The organism is Allostigmatella hybrida (assembly GCF_020103775.1).
Taxonomy (GTDB): domain Bacteria; phylum Myxococcota; class Myxococcia; order Myxococcales; family Myxococcaceae; genus Hyalangium; species Hyalangium aurantiaca.
Genome location: NZ_JAHXBH010000046.1, coordinates 1 through 19,909 on the forward strand (window position 1 = coordinate 1; position 19,909 = coordinate 19,909).

Sequence of the window (19,909 nt, forward strand, 5' to 3'; positions counted from 1 at the left end):
CGATGGACCCTACTTGTTGCATCAGACGGCCCAGTCAACGCTTGTCTGCCTGCTCGCTAAATGAGGGGATGCCTCAGATCAGCTCCAGCAGCCCATGGCAGGCAGCTATCAACTCCAACAGCCGATGGCGGGCAGCTATCAGCTCCAGCAGCCGATGGCGGGCAGCTATCAGCTCCAGCAGCCGATGGCGGGCAGCTACAGCCTCTTGCAACCCCCCGTGGACAACCCACGCTTCCTGTCCCCGCCTGCCCCCCGCTATTACTTCCTCCTACCGGCGCCGGAATAGCGCACCGGGGGCGGTGGTGAGGGCGGCCAGGGCCTGAGCCGCCGTGGTACAGCAAGGCCATGTCTGCCCGCCCGCCCATAGAGCCCACGTACGACCTGCTGCACCAGCAGGCCCGTCATCCGCTCGATGCCCTCTTCGCGCCCCGAAGCGTGGCCGTCATCGGCGCCAGCGAGCGCCAGGGCAGCGTGGGCCGCACCTTGTTGTGGAACCTCATCAGCAATCCCTTCGGCGGGACCGTGTATCCGGTCAATCCGAAGCGCAGCAATGTCCTGGGCATCCGGACCTGGCCGTCCATCTCCGCCATCCCGGAGCCGGTGGACCTGGCCGTCATCGGCACCCCCGCCCCCACGGTGCCGGGGGTCATCCGGGAGTGCGCCGAGGCTGGCGTCAAGGGCGCCATCATCATCTCCGCCGGCTTCAAGGAAACGGGCGTGGAGGGGGCGCTGCTGGAGCAGGAAGTGCTGCGCGAGGCCCGGCGGGGGCGCATGCGCATCATCGGCCCCAACTGCCTGGGATTGATGCGGCCCACCACCGGCCTCAACGCCACCTTCGCGGGCGCCATGGCCCGGCCCGGCAACGTGGCCTTCATCAGCCAGAGCGGCGCCCTGCTGACGGCCATCCTGGATTGGAGCCAGCGCGAAACGGTGGGCTTCAGCGCCTTCGTCTCCCTGGGCTCCATGCTCGACGTGGGCTGGGGAGACCTCATCGACTACTTGGGCAATGATCCGCGCACCCGCAGCATCCTGCTCTACATGGAGTCCATCGGCGACGCGCGCGCGTTTCTCTCGGCGGCCCGCGAGGTGGCGCTCCAGAAGCCCATCATCGTCATCAAGGCGGGCAGGACCGAGCAGGCCGCCAAGGCCGCCGCGTCCCACACCGGCACGCTCGCGGGCAGCGACGAGGTGCTGACCGCCGCCTTCCGCCGCGCGGGCGTGCTGCGCGTGGACAGCATCGCGGACCTCTTCTACATGGCCGAAGTGCTGGCCAAGCAGCCCCGGCCCGAGGGCCGGCGGCTCACCATCGTCACCAACGCGGGCGGCCCGGGGGTGCTGGCCACGGACGCGCTCGTCTCCGGCGGGGGCGAGCTGGCCAAGCCCTCGGAGAAGACGCTCTCGGCCCTCAATCGCTTGCTGCCGCCACAGTGGAGCCACGGCAACCCCGTGGACATCCTGGGCGACGCGGATCCCGATCGGTACGCGAAGGCGCTGGAGGTGGCCGGCGCGGACGAGAACAGCGACGGGCTCCTCGTCATCCTCGCCCCGCAGGACATGACGGAGCCCACGCAGACGGCGGACCGGCTCAAACCCTATGCCCGCCTGGGCAAGCCGGTCCTCGCCAGTTGGATGGGCGGCTCGGAGGTCGCCGCGGGCGAGCGCATCCTCAACGACGCGGGCATCCCCACATTCGGCTATCCCGACACGGCCGCCCGCATCTTCAATTACATGTGGCGCTACAGCTACTACCTCAGCGCCCTGTACGAGACGCCCACGCTGGCGGAGGAGGCCACGGGCAACGCCCGCGAGCGGGCCCGGGCGCTCATCGACGCCGCGCGGGCGGACGGACGGACGCTGCTCACGGAGTACGAGTCCAAGCAGTTGCTGGCCGCGTATGGCATCCCCTCGGTGGAGACGCGGCTGGCGGCCACGGAGGACGAGGCCGTGACCCAGGCGGAGGCCCTGGGCTACCCGGTGGTGGTGAAGCTCCACTCGCGCACCATCATGCACAAGACGGACGTGGGCGGCGTGCGGTTGAACCTGGCCAGCGCGGAGCAGGTCCGCGAGGCGTTCTCCGGCATCCAGCGGGCGCTGACCGAGCGAGGCCAGGCGGAGGCCTTCCACGGCGTGACGGTGCAGCCCATGGTCCGGCTGGATGGGTATGAGCTCATCGTCGGCAGCAGCCTGGATGCGCAGTTCGGCCCCGTGCTGCTCTTCGGCGCGGGCGGCATCCTGGTGGAGGTGTTCCAGGACCGGGCCCTGGGCCTGCCGCCGCTGAACACCACCCTGGCGCGGAGGTTGATGGAGCGCACGCTCATCTACAAGGCCCTGCAAGGCGTCCGGGGGCGCCCGCCGGTGAACATGGCCGCGCTGGAGACCCTGCTGGTCCGCTTCAGCAAGCTCGTGGTGGAGCAGCGCTTCCTCAAGGAGGTGGACATCAACCCCCTGCTGGCCTCGGCCGGACAGCCGGTCGCCCTGGATGCGCGGGTGGTGCTGCACGAGCCCGGGGTGCAGGAGTCCGAGCTGCCCCCGCTGGCCATCCACCCCTACCCCTCGCAGTACGAGGGACGGCTGCGCACGAAGGACGGCACGGAACTCATCGTCCGGCCCATCCGCCCGGAGGACGAGCCCAAGATGGAGGCCTTCCACCGCGCCCTCTCGGAGCAGAGCGTCTTCATGCGCTACGCGGGGATGATGCGGCTGGACCAGCGCGTGGCCCACGAGCGGCTGGCGCGCATCTGCTTCATCGACTACGCGCGGGAGATGGCCCTGCTGGCCATCCACCCCACGCCCGAAGGGGACGAAATCGTCGGCGTGGGCCGGTTGACGCGCCTGCAGGGCACCGGGGATGGGGAGTTCGCCATGCTCATCAGCGACCGGATGCAGTACCAAGGGCTGGGCTCGGAGATGCTCCAGCGGCTCGTGGACATTGGCCGCGAGTGGGGGCTGGAGCGCATCGTCGCGGACATCCTGTCGCGCAACCGCCCCATGCAGCGCGTCTGCAAGAAGCTGGGCTTCGACATCATCGCTGACCCGGACCCCACGGAGGAGATGGTCCGGGCCGTGAAAGTCCTGATTTGATGCGCGGTTGAATAAGCGGGGGCCGCTGGCGTCTGCCCCCTCACCCTTCTGCTTTTTCCACGGAGTTCCTCGGATGCGTTCCCTCGTGATGGCCCTCCCCGTAGCGCTCTGCTTCCTCGCCCCGCCCAGCCACGCCGCCTCGCTCCGGTGTGGCACCCACATCGTCTCGGACGGCGCGTCCCGGGAAGAGGTGCTGGCGCGGTGCGGTGAACCGGCCTCCAAGGACACCCGCAACGTGGCCCAGGAGACCAAGACCCGGACCGGCAAGGACGAATCCACCAAGGAGGTCGTCTACAAGACCTACGAGGACTGGACGTACAACTTCGGCACCAACCGGCTGATGCAGGTGGTGACGTTCGAGGACGGCAAGCTCGTGCAGGTGCAGAGCACCCGCCACGGCTACTGACCGTCCCGGGGCGCGGCAGCCTGCGGCACGCGGAGCCAGAAGCCGCGGAACTGCTTCTTCGCGGGGTCCTTGAGCCGCTTGCACTCGGTGCCGTCGATCAGGCGCGTCCCATCGTCGCTGAGGATGAGGATCTCCTCCTTGTCCTCGAACGTGACGAAGGCCTCGGGGTTGAGCCCGGTGAAGTCGGCGCCCTCCACCCGCGAGGGCTTGCCGGCCTTCCCGTCCCAGGTGAACAGACGCGAGGTTCCCTCCGAGGAGGAGGGGCCCGCGATGAAGAGGTACTGCCCCCGCCACCAGGAGATGGAGCGGATGCCCAGCCCCTCCAGGTCCAGCAGCCGCGCCTCGCCCAGGCGGGCGGGGCTCCCCTTCACCATCTCGACGGGATTCAAGAGGGCGATGGTGATGGCCTTGCCCTCCGGGAGGGGGTTCCGGAAGCCAATCAGGAGGGACTTTCCGTCCTCCATGGCCGTCATCCCCTCGATGTTGAAGCCTCCCGGCTCTTTCGGTGTGCGCTGCGCGGCCGAGGCCAACCCGAACCCCTTGAGCTGGGGCGCGGCGAGGAGATCCTCCAGCAACCGCGTGTAGGGCTTCCCTTCCAGTTGAAGCGACTGCCCGTCCGGTGAGGCCCGGGTCGCGAAGAAGCGGAAGCGGTTGGGGTCCTGCTTCCCGGAGCTCTTCCGGCCGTGGGAGGTCAACCAGAAGGCGAGCGGAGGAATGTCCGTGGCGGCCTCGATGTCCGTCTCGGGACTCGGGTTCTTGCCGGACGCAACCCTCAGGGCCTTGGACACATCGGCCGCGTGGAGGGGCCGGCCTCCCGAGCGGCTGTCGTAGACCCGGAGCATGTTGTCCTCATCGTCTCCCACGATGAACGCGTCCTGGCCCAGCACCACGGCCCCGGAGGCATCGCACGCGCCCTCGAACGTCAGGGTCTTGCTGGAAGGCGACGCCTCTCCAGAAGCCGTGGCGAGGGCCGCCGTCACTGTGAACACCGTCAGGAACATGCGGCCGAGCGTACTAGATCTTCAACGAGCGCGAGGCGACCGTGACATCCCCATTCTGGCTCGGCACGAAGTCCTTCCACTCCGCGCGGCGAGAGAACCGGCCGGGCGGTATGCCCGGAGACTCGTCATAGAGAAACGCCTCGATGGGCTCGCTGCCCTCCTGGGACAGCTCCACGACACATCCCTGGGGCGCATCGGTCACGCAGGAGACGGCCCGCCATTGGCCGTAGCGATTGCGGATCCGTTCCTTCTGCGAGGGCACGTTCTGCCCATTCACACGCACCGAGGTGAGACGGGCCGCCGGAGAAAACGCCACGTTCACGAAAGGCGCTCCCCGCGTCGAGCGAAGCCGCAACTGGAGGGTGCGTCCCGCCGCGACGGTCTCGACGTGCAGGGGCTCCAGCTCGGGCGCGGTCAGCCCGATGGACTCCGCGGGCAGGAGGAACGAGGGCTTCGTGTCCCACGGCGCGGTCACCTCGCGCGTGCCCTGCTGAAACTCGGCGAGCGGCCCGGGCACCCGGCTCAGGTCGCCCTCCAGCGCCCAGCGGCTCGACTGCCGGTCCTGGTCGAACCGGTAGACGATGTTCAGCCGCTGCGGTGCCTGCTCCGAGTAAGGCGAGAGGCGGAGGGCCCAGAGCGAGAGCACCGCCGCGGCCGCGGCACAGACCGAGGGAAGCCGCCAGCCCAGGGGCCACCGGGAGGGTGACAGGGGCAAGAGGGTGGCCAGCATCAGCCCCGCCAGCAAGCCCACCAGGGGCAGCGAGGGCAGTCCCAGGCTGCTCAGCAGGAAGAACACCAGCGGGAACATCAGGCATCCCGCCACGGCGGTGCCCAGCCCCACCACCGCCACGCGGCCCACGCCCCGGGGCGTGAGCACCGCGGCAAGCCCCACGAGGGGAACCGGAATCAGCAGCGAGGGGATGGCATCGGGAAAGGCGAACGAGAGCCCCACCGTCAGCAGTCCCCACCAGGCCCACACCGCGATCCACCGGGCCGTGCCCGTCGTCCTGCGGGCGATGAGCGCGCAGAGCAGCCAGAAGACCGACACCCAGAGCAGCCCCAGCGCGGCGAGCGCGGGGCCGGGATGGGCGATCCACGACACGGGGGCCGCCCCGCTCGCGCTCAGGAGCTTGAAGTAGGCAAAGCCCACCCCGGCGCATAACAGCAGCAGTCCCCACCAGCCCAGGCTCACCCAGCCCAGTTGCCGCGGCGAGACCGGCTCCTCGCGGGACCACCGGTAGGCCCCCGCGAGGAGGAGCCCCAGCCCCAGCAAGGCGAGGCCGGGGGTCCACCCCACGGGCCAGTGGAGGACGAACAGGCCCAGGAAGTCCACGAACGCGGCATCTCCCGGCGGCGGCTGGGAGAAATCCTCTTCCGCCATCGCGCGGAGCAACCCCAGGGCCACATCCCCATGGTGCTGGAGGGTCCTCGGATCCGAGTGCTCCAGGTCATCATAGGGGGTGTGGTAGTGCACCACCCCCTCGATGTTGGCGATGCCCAGCCCGGTCATCTGGGCGGCCTTGAACACGGTGAAGTCCGTGTCGTTGGGCATGCGCTTGTAGACGGCATAGGCCAGGGAGTTCGTCGAGGGCCGCGCGGTGTGCTTCGCGTAGAACCCGACGAGCCGGGCATTGTTGGGGCCGGTCTCGAACATGTGGCTCAAGCCCGAGCTGCCCCGGGCTTCGACGTTGACGACGGCGGCCACATCGTTGGCCCAGGGATGCCTCACGAAGGCGTGGGCCCCGAGCAGCCCGTACTCCTCGCCGTCGGTGATGAGCAGGATGATGTCGTTGCGGCGTGCGGGCTCGGACTTCAGGTGGCGGGCGACTTCCAGAACCACCGCCGTGCCATTGGCGTCATCGGACACGCCCGGTCCCGCCCCCACCGAGTCGTAATGCACCGCGAGCATGACCGCCTGGCGCCCCTCGGCATGGGGGCCCCGGCCCGGAAACCGGACCAGGAGGTTCTCCACCGTCGCGCACGTCCCGTAGTCCGAGCAGACGAAGGTGGACTGCACCTGCGGCGACAGGCCCAGCTTCTGGAATTCGCCCAGCAGGCGGTCGCGAAGCACCCGCAGGGCCGGCTGTCCCACGCGGTGTGGGCCCATCCCCTCCATCAACCGGCCGCGAACCTCCAGGGCCTGGTGCACGGAGAAGCCGTCCGGAGCCGCTCCAGCGCTTCGCACGGCGGGGGGCTCGTTCCGGAGCCACAGCAAGGCCAGCAGGACACCGAGGAGCCCGCCGCCTAGCAACAGTCCCCGTCCGGACGAGAGCGTCATGGGTCTGCGCCTTTACCAGCAAGACCGGGCTACGCTCCAGGGAATGAACCGCGCAGCCGCCGCCCTGGTGCTCATGCTCTCCACCTCTCCCGAGGCCGCCCCTCCCTCCTCCTGGACCGAGGACCACACCCGCGAAATCCTGGAGAAGACGCAGACCATCCGGCTGGACACGGACCTGTCCCCGCTGTCCGCCGGGGAACGCGCCGCCCTCGCCAAGCTCCTGGAAGTGGGCGCGCTCTTCCAGGACATCTACGAGGAATCACGGCATCCCAAGGCCCTTGAGCTCCGCAAGAAGCTCGACGCCCAGAAGACCCCGCTCGCCGGTCAGCAGCGGACGCTCTACCGCCTCTTCCAGGGGCCCATCGCCAACACGCTCCAGAACGAGCGGATGCCCTTCCTGCCCACGGACCCGGTGGTTCCCGGCAAGAACGTCTACCCCTGGGGCATCACCAAGGCCCAGGTCCAGGCCGTCCTGGAGAAGCACCCGGGCCTTCAGGCCTCGCTGCTGGCCCCCCGCACCGTCGTCCGCCGGGCGGATGCCGCCTCGTTGCGGCAGGATCTGGGGACGCTGGAGCGCTATCCGGTCATCGCGGGACTTCACCCGGGCCTGAGCGAGACGCTGCGCGCCCTGGCCAAGAAGCCGGACCCGGCCCTGCTCTATGCCGTCCCCTACGCCGTCGCCTATGCCCCGCGCATGGTGAAGGCCCACGGGCTCTTGTGGGACGCCGCCAACGCCGTGGAGGCGGAGGACGCCGAGTTCGCCGGTTACCTGCGCAACCGCGCCCGGGACCTGCTCTCCAATGACTACGAGTCCGGCGATGCCTCCTGGGTCCGGGGCCGGTTCCGGCGGCTCAACGCGCAAATCGGCTCCTACGAGGTCTACGACGACGAGCTGTTCGGCGCGAAGACGTTCTACTCGCTGAGCGTGCTCATCCGGGACGATGCCGCGACGGCGAAGCTGGAGAAGGGGCTCCAGGGGCTCCAGGCGCTGGAGGACAGCCTGCCCTACACGCCGCACAAGACGGTGAGCTCGGACATTCCCGTGGGCGTCTACAACGTCGTCGCCGACTTCGCCCAGGCCCGCAGCACCAACACGGCCACCATCCTCCCCAACGAGCCGCTGCACGCCCGCCGCTACGGCCGGACCATCCTGCTGCGCTCGAACATCATGAAGAACCCGAACCTGTTCTCGAACGGGCGGACCGTCTGGGAGGCGGTGGTGGCGGAGCCCTTCCGGACCCACCTGGGGCCCAGCGGCGGCTTCAACCGCACGCTCTGGCACGAGGTGGGCCACTACCTGGGCGTGGACCAGGACGTGAAGGGCCGCTCGGTGAACAGCGATGCCCTGGAGGAGAACTCGAGCGCCCTGGAGGAGATGAAGTCGGACCTCGTCTCGCTGTACATCGGCAAGCAGCTGCGCGAGCGGGGCTTCTACGACGACACCACGCTGCGCGAGCTGTACGCCAGCGGCATCCTGCGCGTGCTGCAGGTGGTCCGCCCCCGGCGGGACCAGCCCTACCAGACGATGCAGCTCATGCAGCTCAACTACTTCCTCGACCAGGGCCTGCTGGAGCTGCGGCCGGACGGGCTCCACATCCACTACGAGAAGTACCCCGAGGTGGTGGGCAGCCTCCTGCGCGAGGTGCTCGCCATTCAGCGGGCGGGAGACAAGCCCGCCTCGGACCGCTTCATCGAGCGGTACACCCGCTGGGACGAGGCGGTCCACGGCGCCCTGGCCGCCCGGATGCGTGCCCAGCAGAAGTACCGGTACACCCTCGTGAACTACTCCGCGCTGGGCGAGTAACCCCGAAGCGGCGAGCGCATGCCCCTGCGACAGGGGCCCTTGCCCCTTGCATTTAACCAGTTGGTTATTTATACATCTGGTTAAGTACCGATGCCGACCGACCCTTTGTCCCTCACCTTCTCCGCGCTCGCCGACCCGACCCGGCGGGCCATCCTCGCCCGGCTGTCGCAGGGCGAAGCGGCGGTCACCGAGCTGGCGGCCCCCTTCGACATCAGCCTCCCGGCGGTCACCAAGCACCTCAAGGTTCTGGAGCGAGCAGGACTGATTACCCGAAGCCGGGAGGCCCAGTGGCGCCCGTGCTCGCTGGCGGCCGAGCCGCTGCGCGAAGTCTCCCAGTGGGTTGAGCAGTACCGCGAGCACTGGGAGCAGCGGTTCGACCGGCTCGAGTCCTACCTCGCCACCCTTCAAGCGAATCAGAAGCCGCCTGAACCTCCGAAACAGGACACCGCAGTCCCCTCCCCCAACGCCAAGAAAGGACGCAAGCGATGAACTCCACGCCCCGTGCCTCCCCTCCCCTCTCGTCCACCTCCGACCGGGAGATTGTTGTCTCGCGCCCGATCAACGCCCCGCGCGAGTTGGTGTTCGATGCGTGGACCAACCCAGCCCATGTGGCCCAGTGGTGGGGCCCCAACGGCTTCTCCACCCAGGTCCACGAGATGAACGTCAAACCGGGCGGCACCTGGCGGTTCCTCCTCACCGGGCCCGACGGCACGAAGTTCCCGAACCGCATCACCTACCGGGAGGTGGTGCGCCCCGAGCGGCTGGCGTACCAGCACGACTCCGACGTGGACGAGGACCCGAAAGCGTTCGACGTGACCGTGACCTTCGAGGCCCAGGGCCAGAAGACGCTCATCACCATGCACTCGGTCTTCCTCACGGCCCAGGCGTGCCAGCGTGTGAAGTCGTTTGGCGCGGCGGAACTCGGCCAGCAGACGCTCGCCAAGCTCGACGCATTCGTGCAGCGCTCACCCGCCCGCTGACCGGCGCGCAATGGAGGCTTGGCTGCCGTCCACCAGGGCCGCGAGTTCCGCGGCGTCACAGAGGTAGACGGGCTTCCCGGGCCGTCCAAACGAGACCGGCTCATTCCGGTTGTAGAGGGTCCCTCTGGGAACCAGGTCCACCCGCAGGCCGACGCCATGGGCCTGCCGCAGACGCTCCAGGAGTGCGGGCTGGAGGGGGAACTCGTTCCGCTCCTGTTCCACGATGAAGCGGAGCCCTTCCGGTTCGGCGGCGGCCTTCCAGAACCGCCGGCTCGGGAGCTGGAACACGATGGACTGCAGGTCCCAGAGGTCGAACGGCTTGCCCTGGACCCGCAGGATGTCCGCCGCCCTGCCCCGGTGCTGAAGGGTGATGGATTGGCCGCATGCACAGGGCTGGTTCAGAAGTCTGACCCTGTCGCCCGTGATGTACCGGATCATGGGGGTGGCCCGGGGGGTGAGCGACGTGACGACCAGGTTTCCCGTCTCCCCGGGGGCCACCTCGTGCTCGAAGCGGTCATCCAGAACCTCCATCCAGACAGCTTCTTGGAACGGGTGCAGCCTGCGTTCCGGGCAGTCCATGGCCTGGGGTCCTGTCTCGGTCATCCCATAATTGTCATAGACGGGGACTCCCCAGATGTCGTGGAGAAGCTGGCGGCGGTACGGCGTGAGGGGCTCTCCGCCGCAGCAAATGGCACGCAGGTGGGGAAAATCACGGCGAGGGTCAAGGCCCGCCATCTCCGCCGCTTCGGCCACCACCACCGCTTGCAGTGACATGGTGGCCAGGACGGTGACCTGCAGCTTTCTCATCAACTCGACCACGGTCCGCAAGGGGGTGACCGCGGTTCCCGCATCCGCGGCAATCACACACGCGCCCTTGTGGTGAGCGGCGGCCTGGACGAAGTGTGCGATGGAGGAGAGCGCATAGGGGAACTTGATGAGCACGCGGTCGTCGCGGTTGAAGCCGACGCCCCAATTCCCCAGACGGCTCCGGATCTCTTTCAAGTCCTTCTCGCTGTACCAGACGGAGACCGCGGCCCCCGTCGTCGCGGAGGTCTCGTGGTACTGCAAGAGCTGTTGACGTGGAACGCAGACCAGCCCTTCCGGAGAGTGCCGCCGCAGGTCCTCCTTCGTCGAGAAGGGGATCCGCTTGAAGTCCTCCCAGGACTGGACGGGAGTGACTGGCAGGTGTGCCCTGTAGAAGGGAGCATTGCGTGCATGCCGCAAGATCCGGTTGAGGGCTTCCAGTGGATAAAGCGACGCCATGGTTCTATTCCCTGTGTGGATGTTCATTCGAGGCGAAGCAGTTCACGGATGTTCCCGCCGAGGATCCTCTCGCGCTCGTGGCTGGAGATGGGGAGCAGGAGAATCTTTTTCAGTTCCACGGCGGGGTGTGACAGGGGGTACTCGGAGCCGAAGAGCACCTTGTGAGCGCCTGCCTTCTTGACCGATTCCTCGATGTGCAGGTAGCTGCCCAGCGAGGTCTCCAGGAAGACATTGTCCAGGTGGGTGGCGGCGGCCGTCGCCTCTGGATCGGCCGGTCCAAACCCCAGGTGCTCCAGGACAAAGTTCGTGCGAGGGAAACGCTGGGCCAGCGCGGCGAACCCGGCCGTGCTGGCCCCTGGATGGGGCCCGGTATGTGCGTAAACAGGCACCCCCAGCTCACCACAGAAGCTCACCAGTCCGGCAACGGCCGGGCTGTCGAACGGCACGGGATGAACCAGGGGTGCCAACTTCAATCCACGGAAACCTCGCCTCAAGTACCCCTCCAGCGTCTGGACCGCTTGTGGCGCTCGTGGATCCACACACGCAAGCCCATGCAGCTGGGGGTGGGCACGGAAGGACTGCTCCACATACCCATTGTCCGGGACGTCGTTGTCCGGCTTGAGTTTGCCCCCGAGGTAGGCGCTCATCCGCCTGACATCCAGCATGGCGCCAGGGCCAATGATGCCCTGCTGGATGCCGCTCTGTTCGAGCTGCTTCAGATATCCCTCTGTGGCTCCATAGCTGGAGAGAGAGACGTGGGCATGCGCATCGATCACCATGGAAAACCTCTCGCGCCTACTGGCAAAGCTCAGTGGTGAGGGCCGTGGCCGCCCCCCGCATCCTGCTTGGGCGGAACGACCTCCAGCAGCTCCATCATGCCTTCGTCCTCGTGGGACACGATGTGGCAGTGCAGCATGAACTGGCCGACGTAGCGCTTGTAACGGGTGCGCAAGCGGAACTCCGCGCCAACAGGCACGAACAGCGTGTCTTTCCAGACGATCCTTCCCTCCGCATCCGTGAACTGGAAGGGATTGGTGTGGATGTGGAAAGGATGGCCCGGGAAGAACTCCGGGACCCCCGTGCTGGTGACGAGCCACTCCTCCACCGCGCCCAGGGTCAGCTTGCGTGGAGGCGCATGGGCATCGAACTCGACGCCGTTGAGGAGGAATTTGAAGACGGGCGCCGGAGGCGGTTGCAGCATCTGGACTTCGAAATGCGCGGGCTGAGGCGTATGGCTGGTGAGCTCCTCGTCCAGGATGGGCTTGAACGGCGCGAACGGTGCCAGCGCCTGCGGCTTGGGCAGCTTCATCTTCTTCGGCGGCCCGCTCACGACGATGCGCGCCAGGACCTTGGCCTGGGGGTTTTGCTCCACCTCGTCCACGAGCAGGTAGGTTCCCTGCGCCAAGGGCTTCCCATCCCGGCCCACCGCCTGGACCAGCACATCCTCGCGGTACCCGGGGTGCATCTCGGTCTCGTCCACCTTGTCGAGGCGGCCCGTCGTGATGCCATCCATGGCAATCAAGTAATAGGGAATGCTCTCGGTGGCGGGGTTGCCGCCCTCCCGGACCAGCCGGAGCCGGAACGGAAAGTGGATGCCCGCGTGAATGAACCGCCAGCGCTCGACTTCTCCCGGACGCATCTGGAAGGTCGGCAGGGTCTCCCCATTGAGGGTGACACGCCGCCCTTGAGGCACGAGCTCGCTCAGCCAGGTGAACTCGAAGAGCTGAGCGAACTCCTCCACCATGTTCGCCTGCTGGGTCTCGTCGTAGGGGTTGGTGACCATCTTGTAGGGAATCTGCTGCAGGACGAGGATGCGCTCCCGGGCTTCACGAATCCCCTCGACGCCGTCAATGCCGCCGCGGACGATCAAGGGCCCCGCCATGCCGCTGCCCAACTGGATGCCAACGGCCCCATGCTTGTGGGCGTGGTACCAGTGGGTACCCGCGGGATGATCACTCGGAATCTTGACCTCGTACTCGAACTGCTGGTTCGGGCCGATCGACAGCATGACGTTGTCGGAGTTTCCAGCGGGTGAGACATGCATCCCGTGGAAATGGAGATTGGTGACGTTGGAACCGTGAGGGCCGTTGTGCGGGTGATCGCCCACCATGTCTTCATGGAAGGGAAGCTGATTCTTCAAGAGAACCTTCAGCGTGTCCCCTGGGCGGACCTCCATGACCGGCCCCACCAGCTTCCCATTGTAGGAACGGAGGTTGACCAGGTCGACCTGCACTTGACCGTCATCGAGCACCCGGCGGATCGGATGGGTGGCGTATTGGACCGTCAACTCGTGGCTGACCTCCCGGATGTGTGGCTTCTCCCAGGAGCCTCCATGCGCCCCCCCATGCCAATGCAATTCTTTCTCAATGCCGTTCATGTGTGCTCTCCTCTCTTGCTGCTGCACTGGCTTCGGCCAGCGCGTCGTGCGCGTACAACCAGTCCATCCGGTGCGCGAGCCTTCCCGGCCTGAACCGATGGGTGAGCCGGAGCTGGGTGTTGCGTTTGAGAACCTGGACAGGCCGGGCGAGGTGAAACAGCTCAGCGCTGCCCCGGGAGACCCCTTGGATCCGGCTGGTCCGGGGCTTGCGCAACCGCTCGTATTTCTCCAGCGCCTCCCGAGGCCTTCCGGCGCTCCGAGACAGACAGCCCGCGAGCACCACCGCATCCTCGATGGCCTGAGCCCCTCCCTGCGCCTGGAAAGGCAGCATGGGATGGGCGGCATCCCCCAGCAGCGTGACGTGCCCACGGCTCCACCGGGGCAAGGGCTCCCGATCGTACAAGGCCCATTTGAAGACCTGCTCCGTCGCGCGGATCATCTCCAGGACCGCGGGGTGCCACCCCTGGAATTCCGAGAGGAACTCCGAGGGAGTTCCCTGGGCCGACCAGGACTCCAGCGGCCACGTCTTCGCCGGGACCACGGCGACGCAGTTGAGCTGGCGCCCCCCTGAGATGAAGTAGTGCATGAAGTGCCGCCCGGGGCCCCACCAGGAGGTCAGGTTGCGCTGGAGCCGGAGGCCCTGGATGCGTTCGGCCGGGAGGACGGCGCGGAAGGCCGCGTAGCCCGAGAAGCGGGGGCGCTCCGGCCCGAAGGCCGCCGTCCGGACGGCCGAGTGGATGCCATCCGCGCCAATGAGCAGGTCCGCCCATTGGCTAGAGCCATCCGCGAAGTCCACACGCACCCCTCCGTCTTCCTCGACGAAGCCGGTGCAACGGGCGCTCAGGTGGAGCGGCTCCTGCCCGAGTGCCTTCAAGAGCACCGCGTGCAGGTCGGCCCGGTGGACGTGGTAATACGGGGCGCCGTACTCCTGGAGGCAACGCTCGCCCAAGGGGGTGGAGAAAATGCGCCTTCCGGTGTTCCAGCTCCTGACCTCCAGCGACTCCGGGGCCACCGCGGCAGCGCGCAGGTGCTCTCCGCACCCCAGCTGAAGGAGAGCCCGCGTGGCATTCGGGCTCATCTGGATGCCGGCCCCGACAGGCTGAAGGCGGGCGGCCTGTTCGAACACCCGCGGCTCGAACCCGGCCCGCCGTAACGCCAGGGCCGCCGCCAGTCCGCCAATGCCGCCGCCGACAATGAGGATGCGCGGGCAGCTCACTGCAGGCCCCCTTCGGCATACGCGGCGGAAGGTTCCGCGGCGTCCGTGGGCACGAGGAGGAAGGCCTCGTGAAGGATGCGGAGCGCTTCGTCCGCATGGTTCCCCTCCACCAGTCCGCTGATGCGCAGCTCGTTCACGGCCAGGTCCGAGACACCGATGCCGTGCCGGGCGAGGCTGCGGCACACGCGGGCGGCAATCCAGGGATCCGACCGGATGCCAATGCCTACCAGGGACACCTTGGCCAGGCCCGCCGAGACGTGAACCCTGGAGGCCCCCATGCGCTCCACGAGCTGCTCCAGCGAGGGCCTCGCACGGAGCAGTTCCTCTTCGGCCAGGGTGAACGCGAGGCTCGCATGAACGTCCTCCCGGCAATGGCGCAGCAGGTCCACGCTCGTGTTCATCTGCGCCAGCAGCTCCATCAGCTCCGCCACCCGGCCGGGGTGGTGCTCGATGCCGGAGATCTCCACCCGCGCCTGGTTCCGCTCGCAGGCCAGCCCCGCGAGCACCCGGGATTCGAACGTCTTCTCCCGGGAGACGACCCAGGTCCCCTCCTCCTCCGAAAACGTACTGCGCACGTGAACAGGCACCGCGTATTTCATGGCGATCTCCACGCTGCGCACCTGCAGAACCTTGGCTCCCAGGGACGCCAGCTCGAGCATTTCTTCGTAAGGGATGGACTTCAGCTTCCGGCTGGACGCGCAGACGCGGGGATCCACCGTGTAGACGCCTTCCACGTCTGTGTAGATTTCACAGACGTCCGCGCCCAGCGCGGCCGCCAGGGCCACCGCCGTGGTGTCCGAGCCCCCACGCCCCAGCGTGGTGATGTTGTCATCGGAGTCCACGCCCTGAAATCCGGCGACCACGGCGATCTGCCCCCGCGAGAGGGCCTTGCGAATGCGCTCCTGCTCCACCTGGTGGATGCGGGCCCGGGTGAAGGCGCTGTCCGTGCGCAGCGGGAGCTGGTGTCCCAGGAAGGAGCAGGACTGTCCCCCCTCGGACTGGATGGCCATGGAGGTCAGCGCCGTGGAGACCTGCTCTCCCGTGGCGGCAATCACATCCAGCTCCCGGGCATCCGGGCGGGAGAGCATCTGGTGGGCCAGCCCCAGCAGGCGGTTCGTCTCCCCGCTCATGGCGCTGACAACGACCACCACGTCGTTGCCTGCCCGTTGGCTCTCGAGCGCCAGCCGCGCGACCTTGCGGATGCGCTCGACATCCGCCACGGACGTCCCCCCAAACTTCTTCACCATGAGGGGACGGCCGCTCCGGGGAAACTGCTCAAATGCTCTCATGGGACGCTCTCTCAGCTTTCGATGATGTGCTCGTCGACCTTGATGCCCACGTGCCGTCCCGGCAGGGCCCTGTGGCCGAGCAGTTGGTCCCCGGGCTTCAGCTCGGTGATGTTCAGCGGCTTGGCATCGTCCGAGAAGATCCGGACGTGCCAGTCGTCCTGCATGATGACGTTGATGCACTCGCCGCCCTGGAACCGGGCCTCGATGAGGCGCAAGGGCCGCATCTCCGTCTTCATCCGGCCCACGCTGGAGCGGCGCGTGCTCCCGGTACGGTCGACCAGCATCAAGGGCGAACCCGCCCTGAGTTCGCTCATGTAGTCCGTACGGTTGCCGAAGTTGTAGACGTAGCTGTGGACGGCCCCGGCGTTCACCCGGAAGGGACGCAGCTCCATGTAGGGCAGGAAGAAGACCTCCGGGCAGCACAAGAGCCCCCCCTGCGACGTGGAGCCCACCAGGATGCCCTCCGTGGGAGAGAAGAGCGTGGTGGTGTCGATGCAGCTGCGGTAGCCCATGCCGATGGGCGTGCTGCGCACCAGCGTCGCCACCTCCAGTTGCACCGCCGTGCGCTCCAGCCGGCCCAGGCGCGAGACGAAGTCACTCAGCGCACCGTGGGCACGCGGCGAGAACATGACCCCGTCCGCGCCCACCTCCATCACCCCCAGGGTGACGATGGCATCGTCCACGTCCGTGGGCGTGCTGATCTCCTTGATGAGCACGGTGTTCGTGGCCTGCAGCGAGGCGATCACCAACTCCAACGGGATGTTGGTGGGATCCCTGAAGCGGATCATCAAATAGGCGTGGCGGCAGCCCTCCTGGATGGATTGATGCAGGCTCTCTCCATCATCCACGTAGGCCCGGTAGCACGTCTTCAGCCCCTGCTCCGCCGCCTTTGCCAGCACTTGCACATCCGGGCTGGCCACCACGGCCTCCCGGGAGGGAAGCACGGAGAGCTGCTCCAGGTCCCCGGCGCTTTCGGCATGGAAGACCGTGAGCATGCGCGCGGGGATGGCGGGGGCCAGCGCGGCCAGGTTGTCCGGGTAGAGGACAATGCCGGTGTACGGCAGGTTCGTCAGCCGCGCGATCAAGCCTTCGTGGTCCTGGGGGGTGGACAGCCCCCGCGAGTCAAACCAGACCATGAGGGCGCTGGACTCCTCGGCCCGGTTCCGGCCTCCCTCCAAACGCTCGAGCCGGATGCGCTCGCGTTTGTGCATGGTAACGGCTTCGCTCATGTTGATGACAGTGTCTGGGGTGCTCATGCCTGCTCCTGATGACGAGGATTCCGCGCACTGAACGGCCCTTTGCGCGGCCCTAAAGAGAGAGTGGTGAGAAAGGATTTGTGACTTCGGAAAAATCACTTCACGGCTTCACTGAAGCCCTGGGTCAGGAAAGCGGCGGCCCCCAGGCTGCTGACGGCGTGATCCCCCTGCAGGAGGTCCCACACCTGGTCGAGGAGAAGCGACGGCCGTTCGCGCTGGAAGACGTTCCGTCCGACGCACAGGCCCGTGGCACCGCAGGCCACCGCCTCCTGGACCAGGGAGAGGAATTCCTCGTCCGAGCACTTGGAACCGCCCGCGAAGAAGACGGCGGTGTGCTCCTGGATGCCATCCAACAGGACCGGCAACAGGGCGAGCCTGGCGGGCGCGGCGATCTTGAGGGCATCCGCGCCCAGCTCGACGCAGGCGCGCATGAGGTGGCGCATCCGCAGCAGGCGCTGCTCCTCCCGGGCAGGATCGGTCTTGTCGTAGACCATGGCCAGCACCGGCAGCCCCTCGTCGTGGGCCTCGTCCACGGCCCTGCCCAGCATGACCAGGTTCTCGGCGTCGTTCGTCCCGTCGAAGTTGAGCTGCAAGGAGACCGCGTCCGCGCCGAGGCGCAGCGCCCGCGCCACCGAGGTCAGAATCTCCTTGCGGTTCGGCGTGGACGACAGCGAGGTCATGCCATTGAGGTGAACCATCACCCCCTGGCGCCGGAGCAGTCCCTGCTCCGCCAGCCGCTCGACCAACCCCTTGTGGGCAAGGATCCCCGTGATGACCGGGTGCCGGATCCATCGCCCGATCTGTTCCAGGCTCTCCAGCCCCTGGATGGGCCCCAGGGTGAGTCCATGGTCCATCGGGACGATCACCCCCCTGTGGGAGTCCTCATGAAGGAAACGCGACCAGCGAATCCTTTTTGCAACGCCATCCATGGCTCCTGCCTTTCGAGTGCTCCACGGTCCTCTGAGGCAGAAGGCCGAAAGGAAGGATGTGAGTGAGGACGCGCCCCCCGTCCGCTATCCCTGAGTGCGAGGAAGCGCTCCCTTGTCCGGCTGGAAGGCGATTTCCATATTTGCGGCTCGCCGATCTTCTTCAAGGTGAGCTTCAGCAGCAACCCGGCTCATCGATGGAAAACCGTTTCCCGGCCGGATCGATCGTCGCCTTTGCGCCGATCGGGATCACGAACATCGGATCGGTGTGCCCGAAATCCATGCGGGTGATGATCGGTAAATCCTGCCTTCCATACTCCGCGCAGGCCTTCAGAAGCATGCCTTCATACTCGGCGAACTTCTCGGCTACCACATTGCATGGCCGCGCAAACAAGATGCCGCTGATCCTGTCTACGATGCCTTGTGCGCCCAAATTGCGCAGCATGCACAGGAAAGCGCCGGGCGGCATGGCTTCCTCGGAATTCTCCAAGAACAGGATGGCATCTTTCCATGTATCGGCAGCTGGCCAAACCGAAGTGCCGATGATCATCGGCAGCACGTCGGTGCACCCGCCCAGCAGCCGTCCCGTGACGGCGGCTTTGCCTTGCAGAAACTGCCACTCCATCGGCGGATGCATCTTGCGTTTGATGCTCTGGTTTTCCGGCACATCCCACGCCAAATACTCGCTTGTCCAGCCTTCCTTGCTGTTTTCGATGGTGCCGATGACATCGCGGGAAAACACTGTCCGTCTCACAGATTGGATCAGATACTCGTGCATGCCGGTGTTCTCGGCGAATCCTGTCAGGATGGCAGGACCGTAGTAGCTGCGCAACCCGGCTTTCAGGCAGATGAAATGCGACACCGTCGTGTCAGAGTACCCCATGAAAACCTTGGGATTGGCGCGGAGGATTTTCAAATCAATCCTGTCGAGCAACCGGACGGAATCTTCGCCACCGATGCAGCTGATGATCGCTTTGATCCCGTTGTCCTCAAAGGCCTGATGCAGGTCATCGGCCCGCGCCTGCGGATTGTTATAGAGATAGTCCGCGCCTTTTAGCGTGTTCGGCATTTCAACAACCTGTACGCCGAATGTGTCCTGCAGTTGCTTCTTGCCAGCCTCGTAGCGCGCGCGAAACCTCTCCTCACCCGCCCCACCCCATGACAGGGAAACCGTGGCAATCTTGTCGCCGGGCTTCACTCCGGGTGGAATCATCAAGCCTGAAAGCGTCATTGCCTGACCTTTATCAAATGATTTGACCAGCTAGTTTAGCGCACAGGGCGAATGTCCTGCGCAGCCCCTGGGGAGCGCTTCGAAGGGCATCCTGTGCGAATGCGTTGAATACCGGTCCATTGCCCACGTCGAGAGGCTGCTCCGCGACGGGCGCTGGCCGCAGTTCCATCCGGCCTTGACCATCAGGGGCGTTCCGCTACGGGTCCCGGAGTCACGGACGGGCACCGGGCCGATCTCCAGTACGACGGTGCCACGGACTGCGAAGAGACGGCCACCGTGCAGTGGAGCCTGGACGGCGCGGCCCAGCTCTGCTTCCAGTGGTCCCTCGCTGGCGATGTGGGGCGTGGGCCTGTTCGGCGCCTTGGGGTTGATGCGCCGCCAGGCCCGGCGCTGGAGCAGGATTTCCCTTCTGATGCCTCAACGGCTCGTCGCCGGGCTCCGCGGTCCGGCGCAGCGCGCTCATATCGCGGCCCGGCGTGGTGCCCCGAGTGCCTTGCGGAACATCGTGACGAAGCTCCCGGCGCTTTCGTAGCCCAGGTCCAGCGCGACCTGCTGCACGGAGGCGCCCTTCGCCTACGACTGGGGGGACTGGGAGTCCGAGCCCAACCTCAACTACCGCGAGGTACTCATGGGCCCCGGGGACGAGGTTGGGCGTCTGGGTCGCGGCGGTGCGGGCCCAGGCCGCCCGGAGAGCCTCGTGCCGGCGCCTTGGTCACACCGCGCGGCCTGTCACTGTTCTGAGTGGGGCCGGAGTCCTGCACGCGCAACCCGTCGAACGGCAGCTCCCAGCGGGCAATCGTG

Annotated in this window: 16 protein-coding genes; 6 read left to right on the forward strand and 10 right to left on the reverse strand. The window is 67.0% G+C overall.

Features of this window, described 5'->3' with window-relative positions:
• The first annotated feature begins 94 nt into the window (after positions 1–94).
• The 3 genes from KY661_RS35480 (at position 95) to KY661_RS35490 (ending at position 3,487) form a co-directional block, all read left to right on the forward strand.
• On the forward strand, positions 95–286 hold the full coding sequence (locus KY661_RS35480) for a hypothetical protein (RefSeq protein ID WP_225414412.1): 192 nt from the start codon (positions 95–97) through the stop codon (positions 284–286).
• Positions 287–345: 59 nt separating this feature from the next.
• A complete protein-coding gene (locus KY661_RS35485; protein ID WP_225414413.1) occupies positions 346–3,081 on the forward strand; it encodes a bifunctional acetate--CoA ligase family protein/GNAT family N-acetyltransferase in 2,736 nt (911 codons plus the stop codon).
• 73 nt (positions 3,082–3,154) lie between these two features.
• On the forward strand, positions 3,155–3,487 hold the full coding sequence (locus KY661_RS35490) for a DUF2845 domain-containing protein (protein WP_075008404.1): 333 nt from the start codon (positions 3,155–3,157) through the stop codon (positions 3,485–3,487).
• Here KY661_RS35490 and KY661_RS35495 read toward each other — a convergent pair.
• The gene (locus KY661_RS35495; RefSeq protein ID WP_225414414.1) at positions 3,481–4,488 is read right to left on the reverse strand and encodes a DUF3616 domain-containing protein; all 1,008 of its coding nucleotides are present in this window, start codon (positions 4,486–4,488) and stop codon (positions 3,481–3,483) included. The genes KY661_RS35490 and KY661_RS35495 overlap by 7 nt on opposite strands.
• A 13-nt stretch (positions 4,489–4,501) precedes the next feature.
• Entirely contained in the window at positions 4,502–6,766 is a 2,265-nt protein-coding gene (locus KY661_RS35500) for a M28 family peptidase (RefSeq protein WP_225414415.1), read from the reverse strand.
• On the opposite strand from KY661_RS35500, the gene KY661_RS35505 reads away from it, so the two are divergent.
• The 3 genes from KY661_RS35505 to KY661_RS35515 all read left to right on the forward strand — a co-directional run bounded on the left by KY661_RS35505 (position 6,765) and on the right by KY661_RS35515 (position 9,550).
• Positions 6,765–8,570, forward strand: coding sequence for an NUDIX hydrolase (locus KY661_RS35505; RefSeq protein ID WP_225414416.1), 1,806 nt, complete (start codon positions 6,765–6,767; stop codon positions 8,568–8,570). The two genes, KY661_RS35500 and KY661_RS35505, sit on opposite strands and share 2 nt — an antisense overlap.
• 90 nt (positions 8,571–8,660) lie before the next feature.
• Positions 8,661–9,059 (forward strand): ArsR/SmtB family transcription factor, encoded by a 399-nt coding sequence (locus KY661_RS35510; protein ID WP_225414417.1) that lies wholly within the window; start codon positions 8,661–8,663, stop codon positions 9,057–9,059.
• The gene (locus KY661_RS35515; protein ID WP_225414418.1) at positions 9,056–9,550 is read left to right on the forward strand and encodes an SRPBCC family protein; all 495 of its coding nucleotides are present in this window, start codon (positions 9,056–9,058) and stop codon (positions 9,548–9,550) included. The genes KY661_RS35510 and KY661_RS35515 overlap by 4 nt, the downstream gene beginning before the upstream one ends.
• On the opposite strand, the gene KY661_RS35520 is transcribed toward KY661_RS35515, so the two are convergent.
• From KY661_RS35520 to KY661_RS35555, 8 genes are all read right to left on the reverse strand, one after another.
• On the reverse strand, positions 9,536–10,840 hold the full coding sequence (locus KY661_RS35520; RefSeq protein ID WP_225414419.1) for a phenylacetate--CoA ligase family protein: 1,305 nt from the start codon (positions 10,838–10,840) through the stop codon (positions 9,536–9,538). The two genes, KY661_RS35515 and KY661_RS35520, sit on opposite strands and share 15 nt — an antisense overlap.
• Entirely contained in the window at positions 10,837–11,592 is a 756-nt protein-coding gene (locus tag KY661_RS35525) for an amidohydrolase family protein (protein ID WP_225414420.1), read from the reverse strand. Before KY661_RS35525 ends, KY661_RS35520 begins: the two co-directional genes overlap by 4 nt.
• Before the next feature lie 29 nt (positions 11,593–11,621).
• Complete coding sequence (locus KY661_RS35530) at positions 11,622–13,190, reverse strand: multicopper oxidase family protein (protein ID WP_225414421.1); 1,569 nt, start codon at positions 13,188–13,190, stop codon at positions 11,622–11,624.
• Positions 13,177–14,406, reverse strand: coding sequence for an FAD-dependent monooxygenase (locus KY661_RS35535; RefSeq protein ID WP_225414422.1), 1,230 nt, complete (start codon positions 14,404–14,406; stop codon positions 13,177–13,179). The genes KY661_RS35530 and KY661_RS35535 overlap by 14 nt, the downstream gene beginning before the upstream one ends.
• On the reverse strand, positions 14,403–15,653 hold the full coding sequence (locus tag KY661_RS35540) for an aspartate kinase (RefSeq protein ID WP_317987326.1): 1,251 nt from the start codon (positions 15,651–15,653) through the stop codon (positions 14,403–14,405). The genes KY661_RS35535 and KY661_RS35540 overlap by 4 nt, the downstream gene beginning before the upstream one ends.
• Before the next feature lie 53 nt (positions 15,654–15,706).
• Entirely contained in the window at positions 15,707–16,951 is a 1,245-nt protein-coding gene (locus KY661_RS35545; protein ID WP_225414424.1) for a 3-dehydroquinate synthase II, read from the reverse strand.
• 95 nt (positions 16,952–17,046) lie between these two features.
• Complete coding sequence (locus tag KY661_RS35550) at positions 17,047–17,805, reverse strand: class I fructose-bisphosphate aldolase (RefSeq protein WP_263437629.1); 759 nt, start codon at positions 17,803–17,805, stop codon at positions 17,047–17,049.
• Between the two features lie 247 nt (positions 17,806–18,052).
• Positions 18,053–19,108, reverse strand: a complete 1,056-nt coding sequence (locus tag KY661_RS35555) for a S66 family peptidase (RefSeq protein ID WP_225414426.1) — start codon at positions 19,106–19,108, stop codon at positions 18,053–18,055.
• Positions 19,109–19,909: the final 801 nt, after the last annotated feature.

Excerpts from the sequence above, each read along its gene's own strand:
- KY661_RS35480 (WP_225414412.1), top strand. The coding sequence starts at position 95 with ATGGCAGGCAGCTATCAACTCCAACAGCCGATGGCGGGCAGCTATCAG.
- KY661_RS35485 (WP_225414413.1), top strand. The coding sequence starts at position 346 with ATGTCTGCCCGCCCGCCCATAGAGCCCACGTACGACCTGCTGCACCAG.
- KY661_RS35490 (WP_075008404.1), top strand. The coding sequence starts at position 3,155 with ATGCGTTCCCTCGTGATGGCCCTCCCCGTAGCGCTCTGCTTCCTCGCC.
- KY661_RS35495 (WP_225414414.1), bottom strand. The coding sequence starts at position 4,488 with ATGTTCCTGACGGTGTTCACAGTGACGGCGGCCCTCGCCACGGCTTCT.
- KY661_RS35505 (WP_225414416.1), top strand. The coding sequence starts at position 6,765 with ATGGGTCTGCGCCTTTACCAGCAAGACCGGGCTACGCTCCAGGGAATG.
- KY661_RS35500 (WP_225414415.1), bottom strand. The coding sequence starts at position 6,766 with ATGACGCTCTCGTCCGGACGGGGACTGTTGCTAGGCGGCGGGCTCCTC.
- KY661_RS35510 (WP_225414417.1), top strand. The coding sequence starts at position 8,661 with ATGCCGACCGACCCTTTGTCCCTCACCTTCTCCGCGCTCGCCGACCCG.
- KY661_RS35515 (WP_225414418.1), top strand. The coding sequence starts at position 9,056 with ATGAACTCCACGCCCCGTGCCTCCCCTCCCCTCTCGTCCACCTCCGAC.
- KY661_RS35520 (WP_225414419.1), bottom strand. The coding sequence starts at position 10,840 with ATGAACATCCACACAGGGAATAGAACCATGGCGTCGCTTTATCCACTG.
- KY661_RS35525 (WP_225414420.1), bottom strand. The coding sequence starts at position 11,592 with ATGGTGATCGATGCGCATGCCCACGTCTCTCTCTCCAGCTATGGAGCC.
- KY661_RS35530 (WP_225414421.1), bottom strand. The coding sequence starts at position 13,190 with ATGAACGGCATTGAGAAAGAATTGCATTGGCATGGGGGGGCGCATGGA.
- KY661_RS35540 (WP_317987326.1), bottom strand. The coding sequence starts at position 15,653 with ATGGTGAAGAAGTTTGGGGGGACGTCCGTGGCGGATGTCGAGCGCATC.
- KY661_RS35545 (WP_225414424.1), bottom strand. The coding sequence starts at position 16,951 with ATGAGCACCCCAGACACTGTCATCAACATGAGCGAAGCCGTTACCATG.
- KY661_RS35550 (WP_263437629.1), bottom strand. The coding sequence starts at position 17,805 with ATGGACCATGGACTCACCCTGGGGCCCATCCAGGGGCTGGAGAGCCTG.
- KY661_RS35555 (WP_225414426.1), bottom strand. The coding sequence starts at position 19,108 with ATGACGCTTTCAGGCTTGATGATTCCACCCGGAGTGAAGCCCGGCGAC.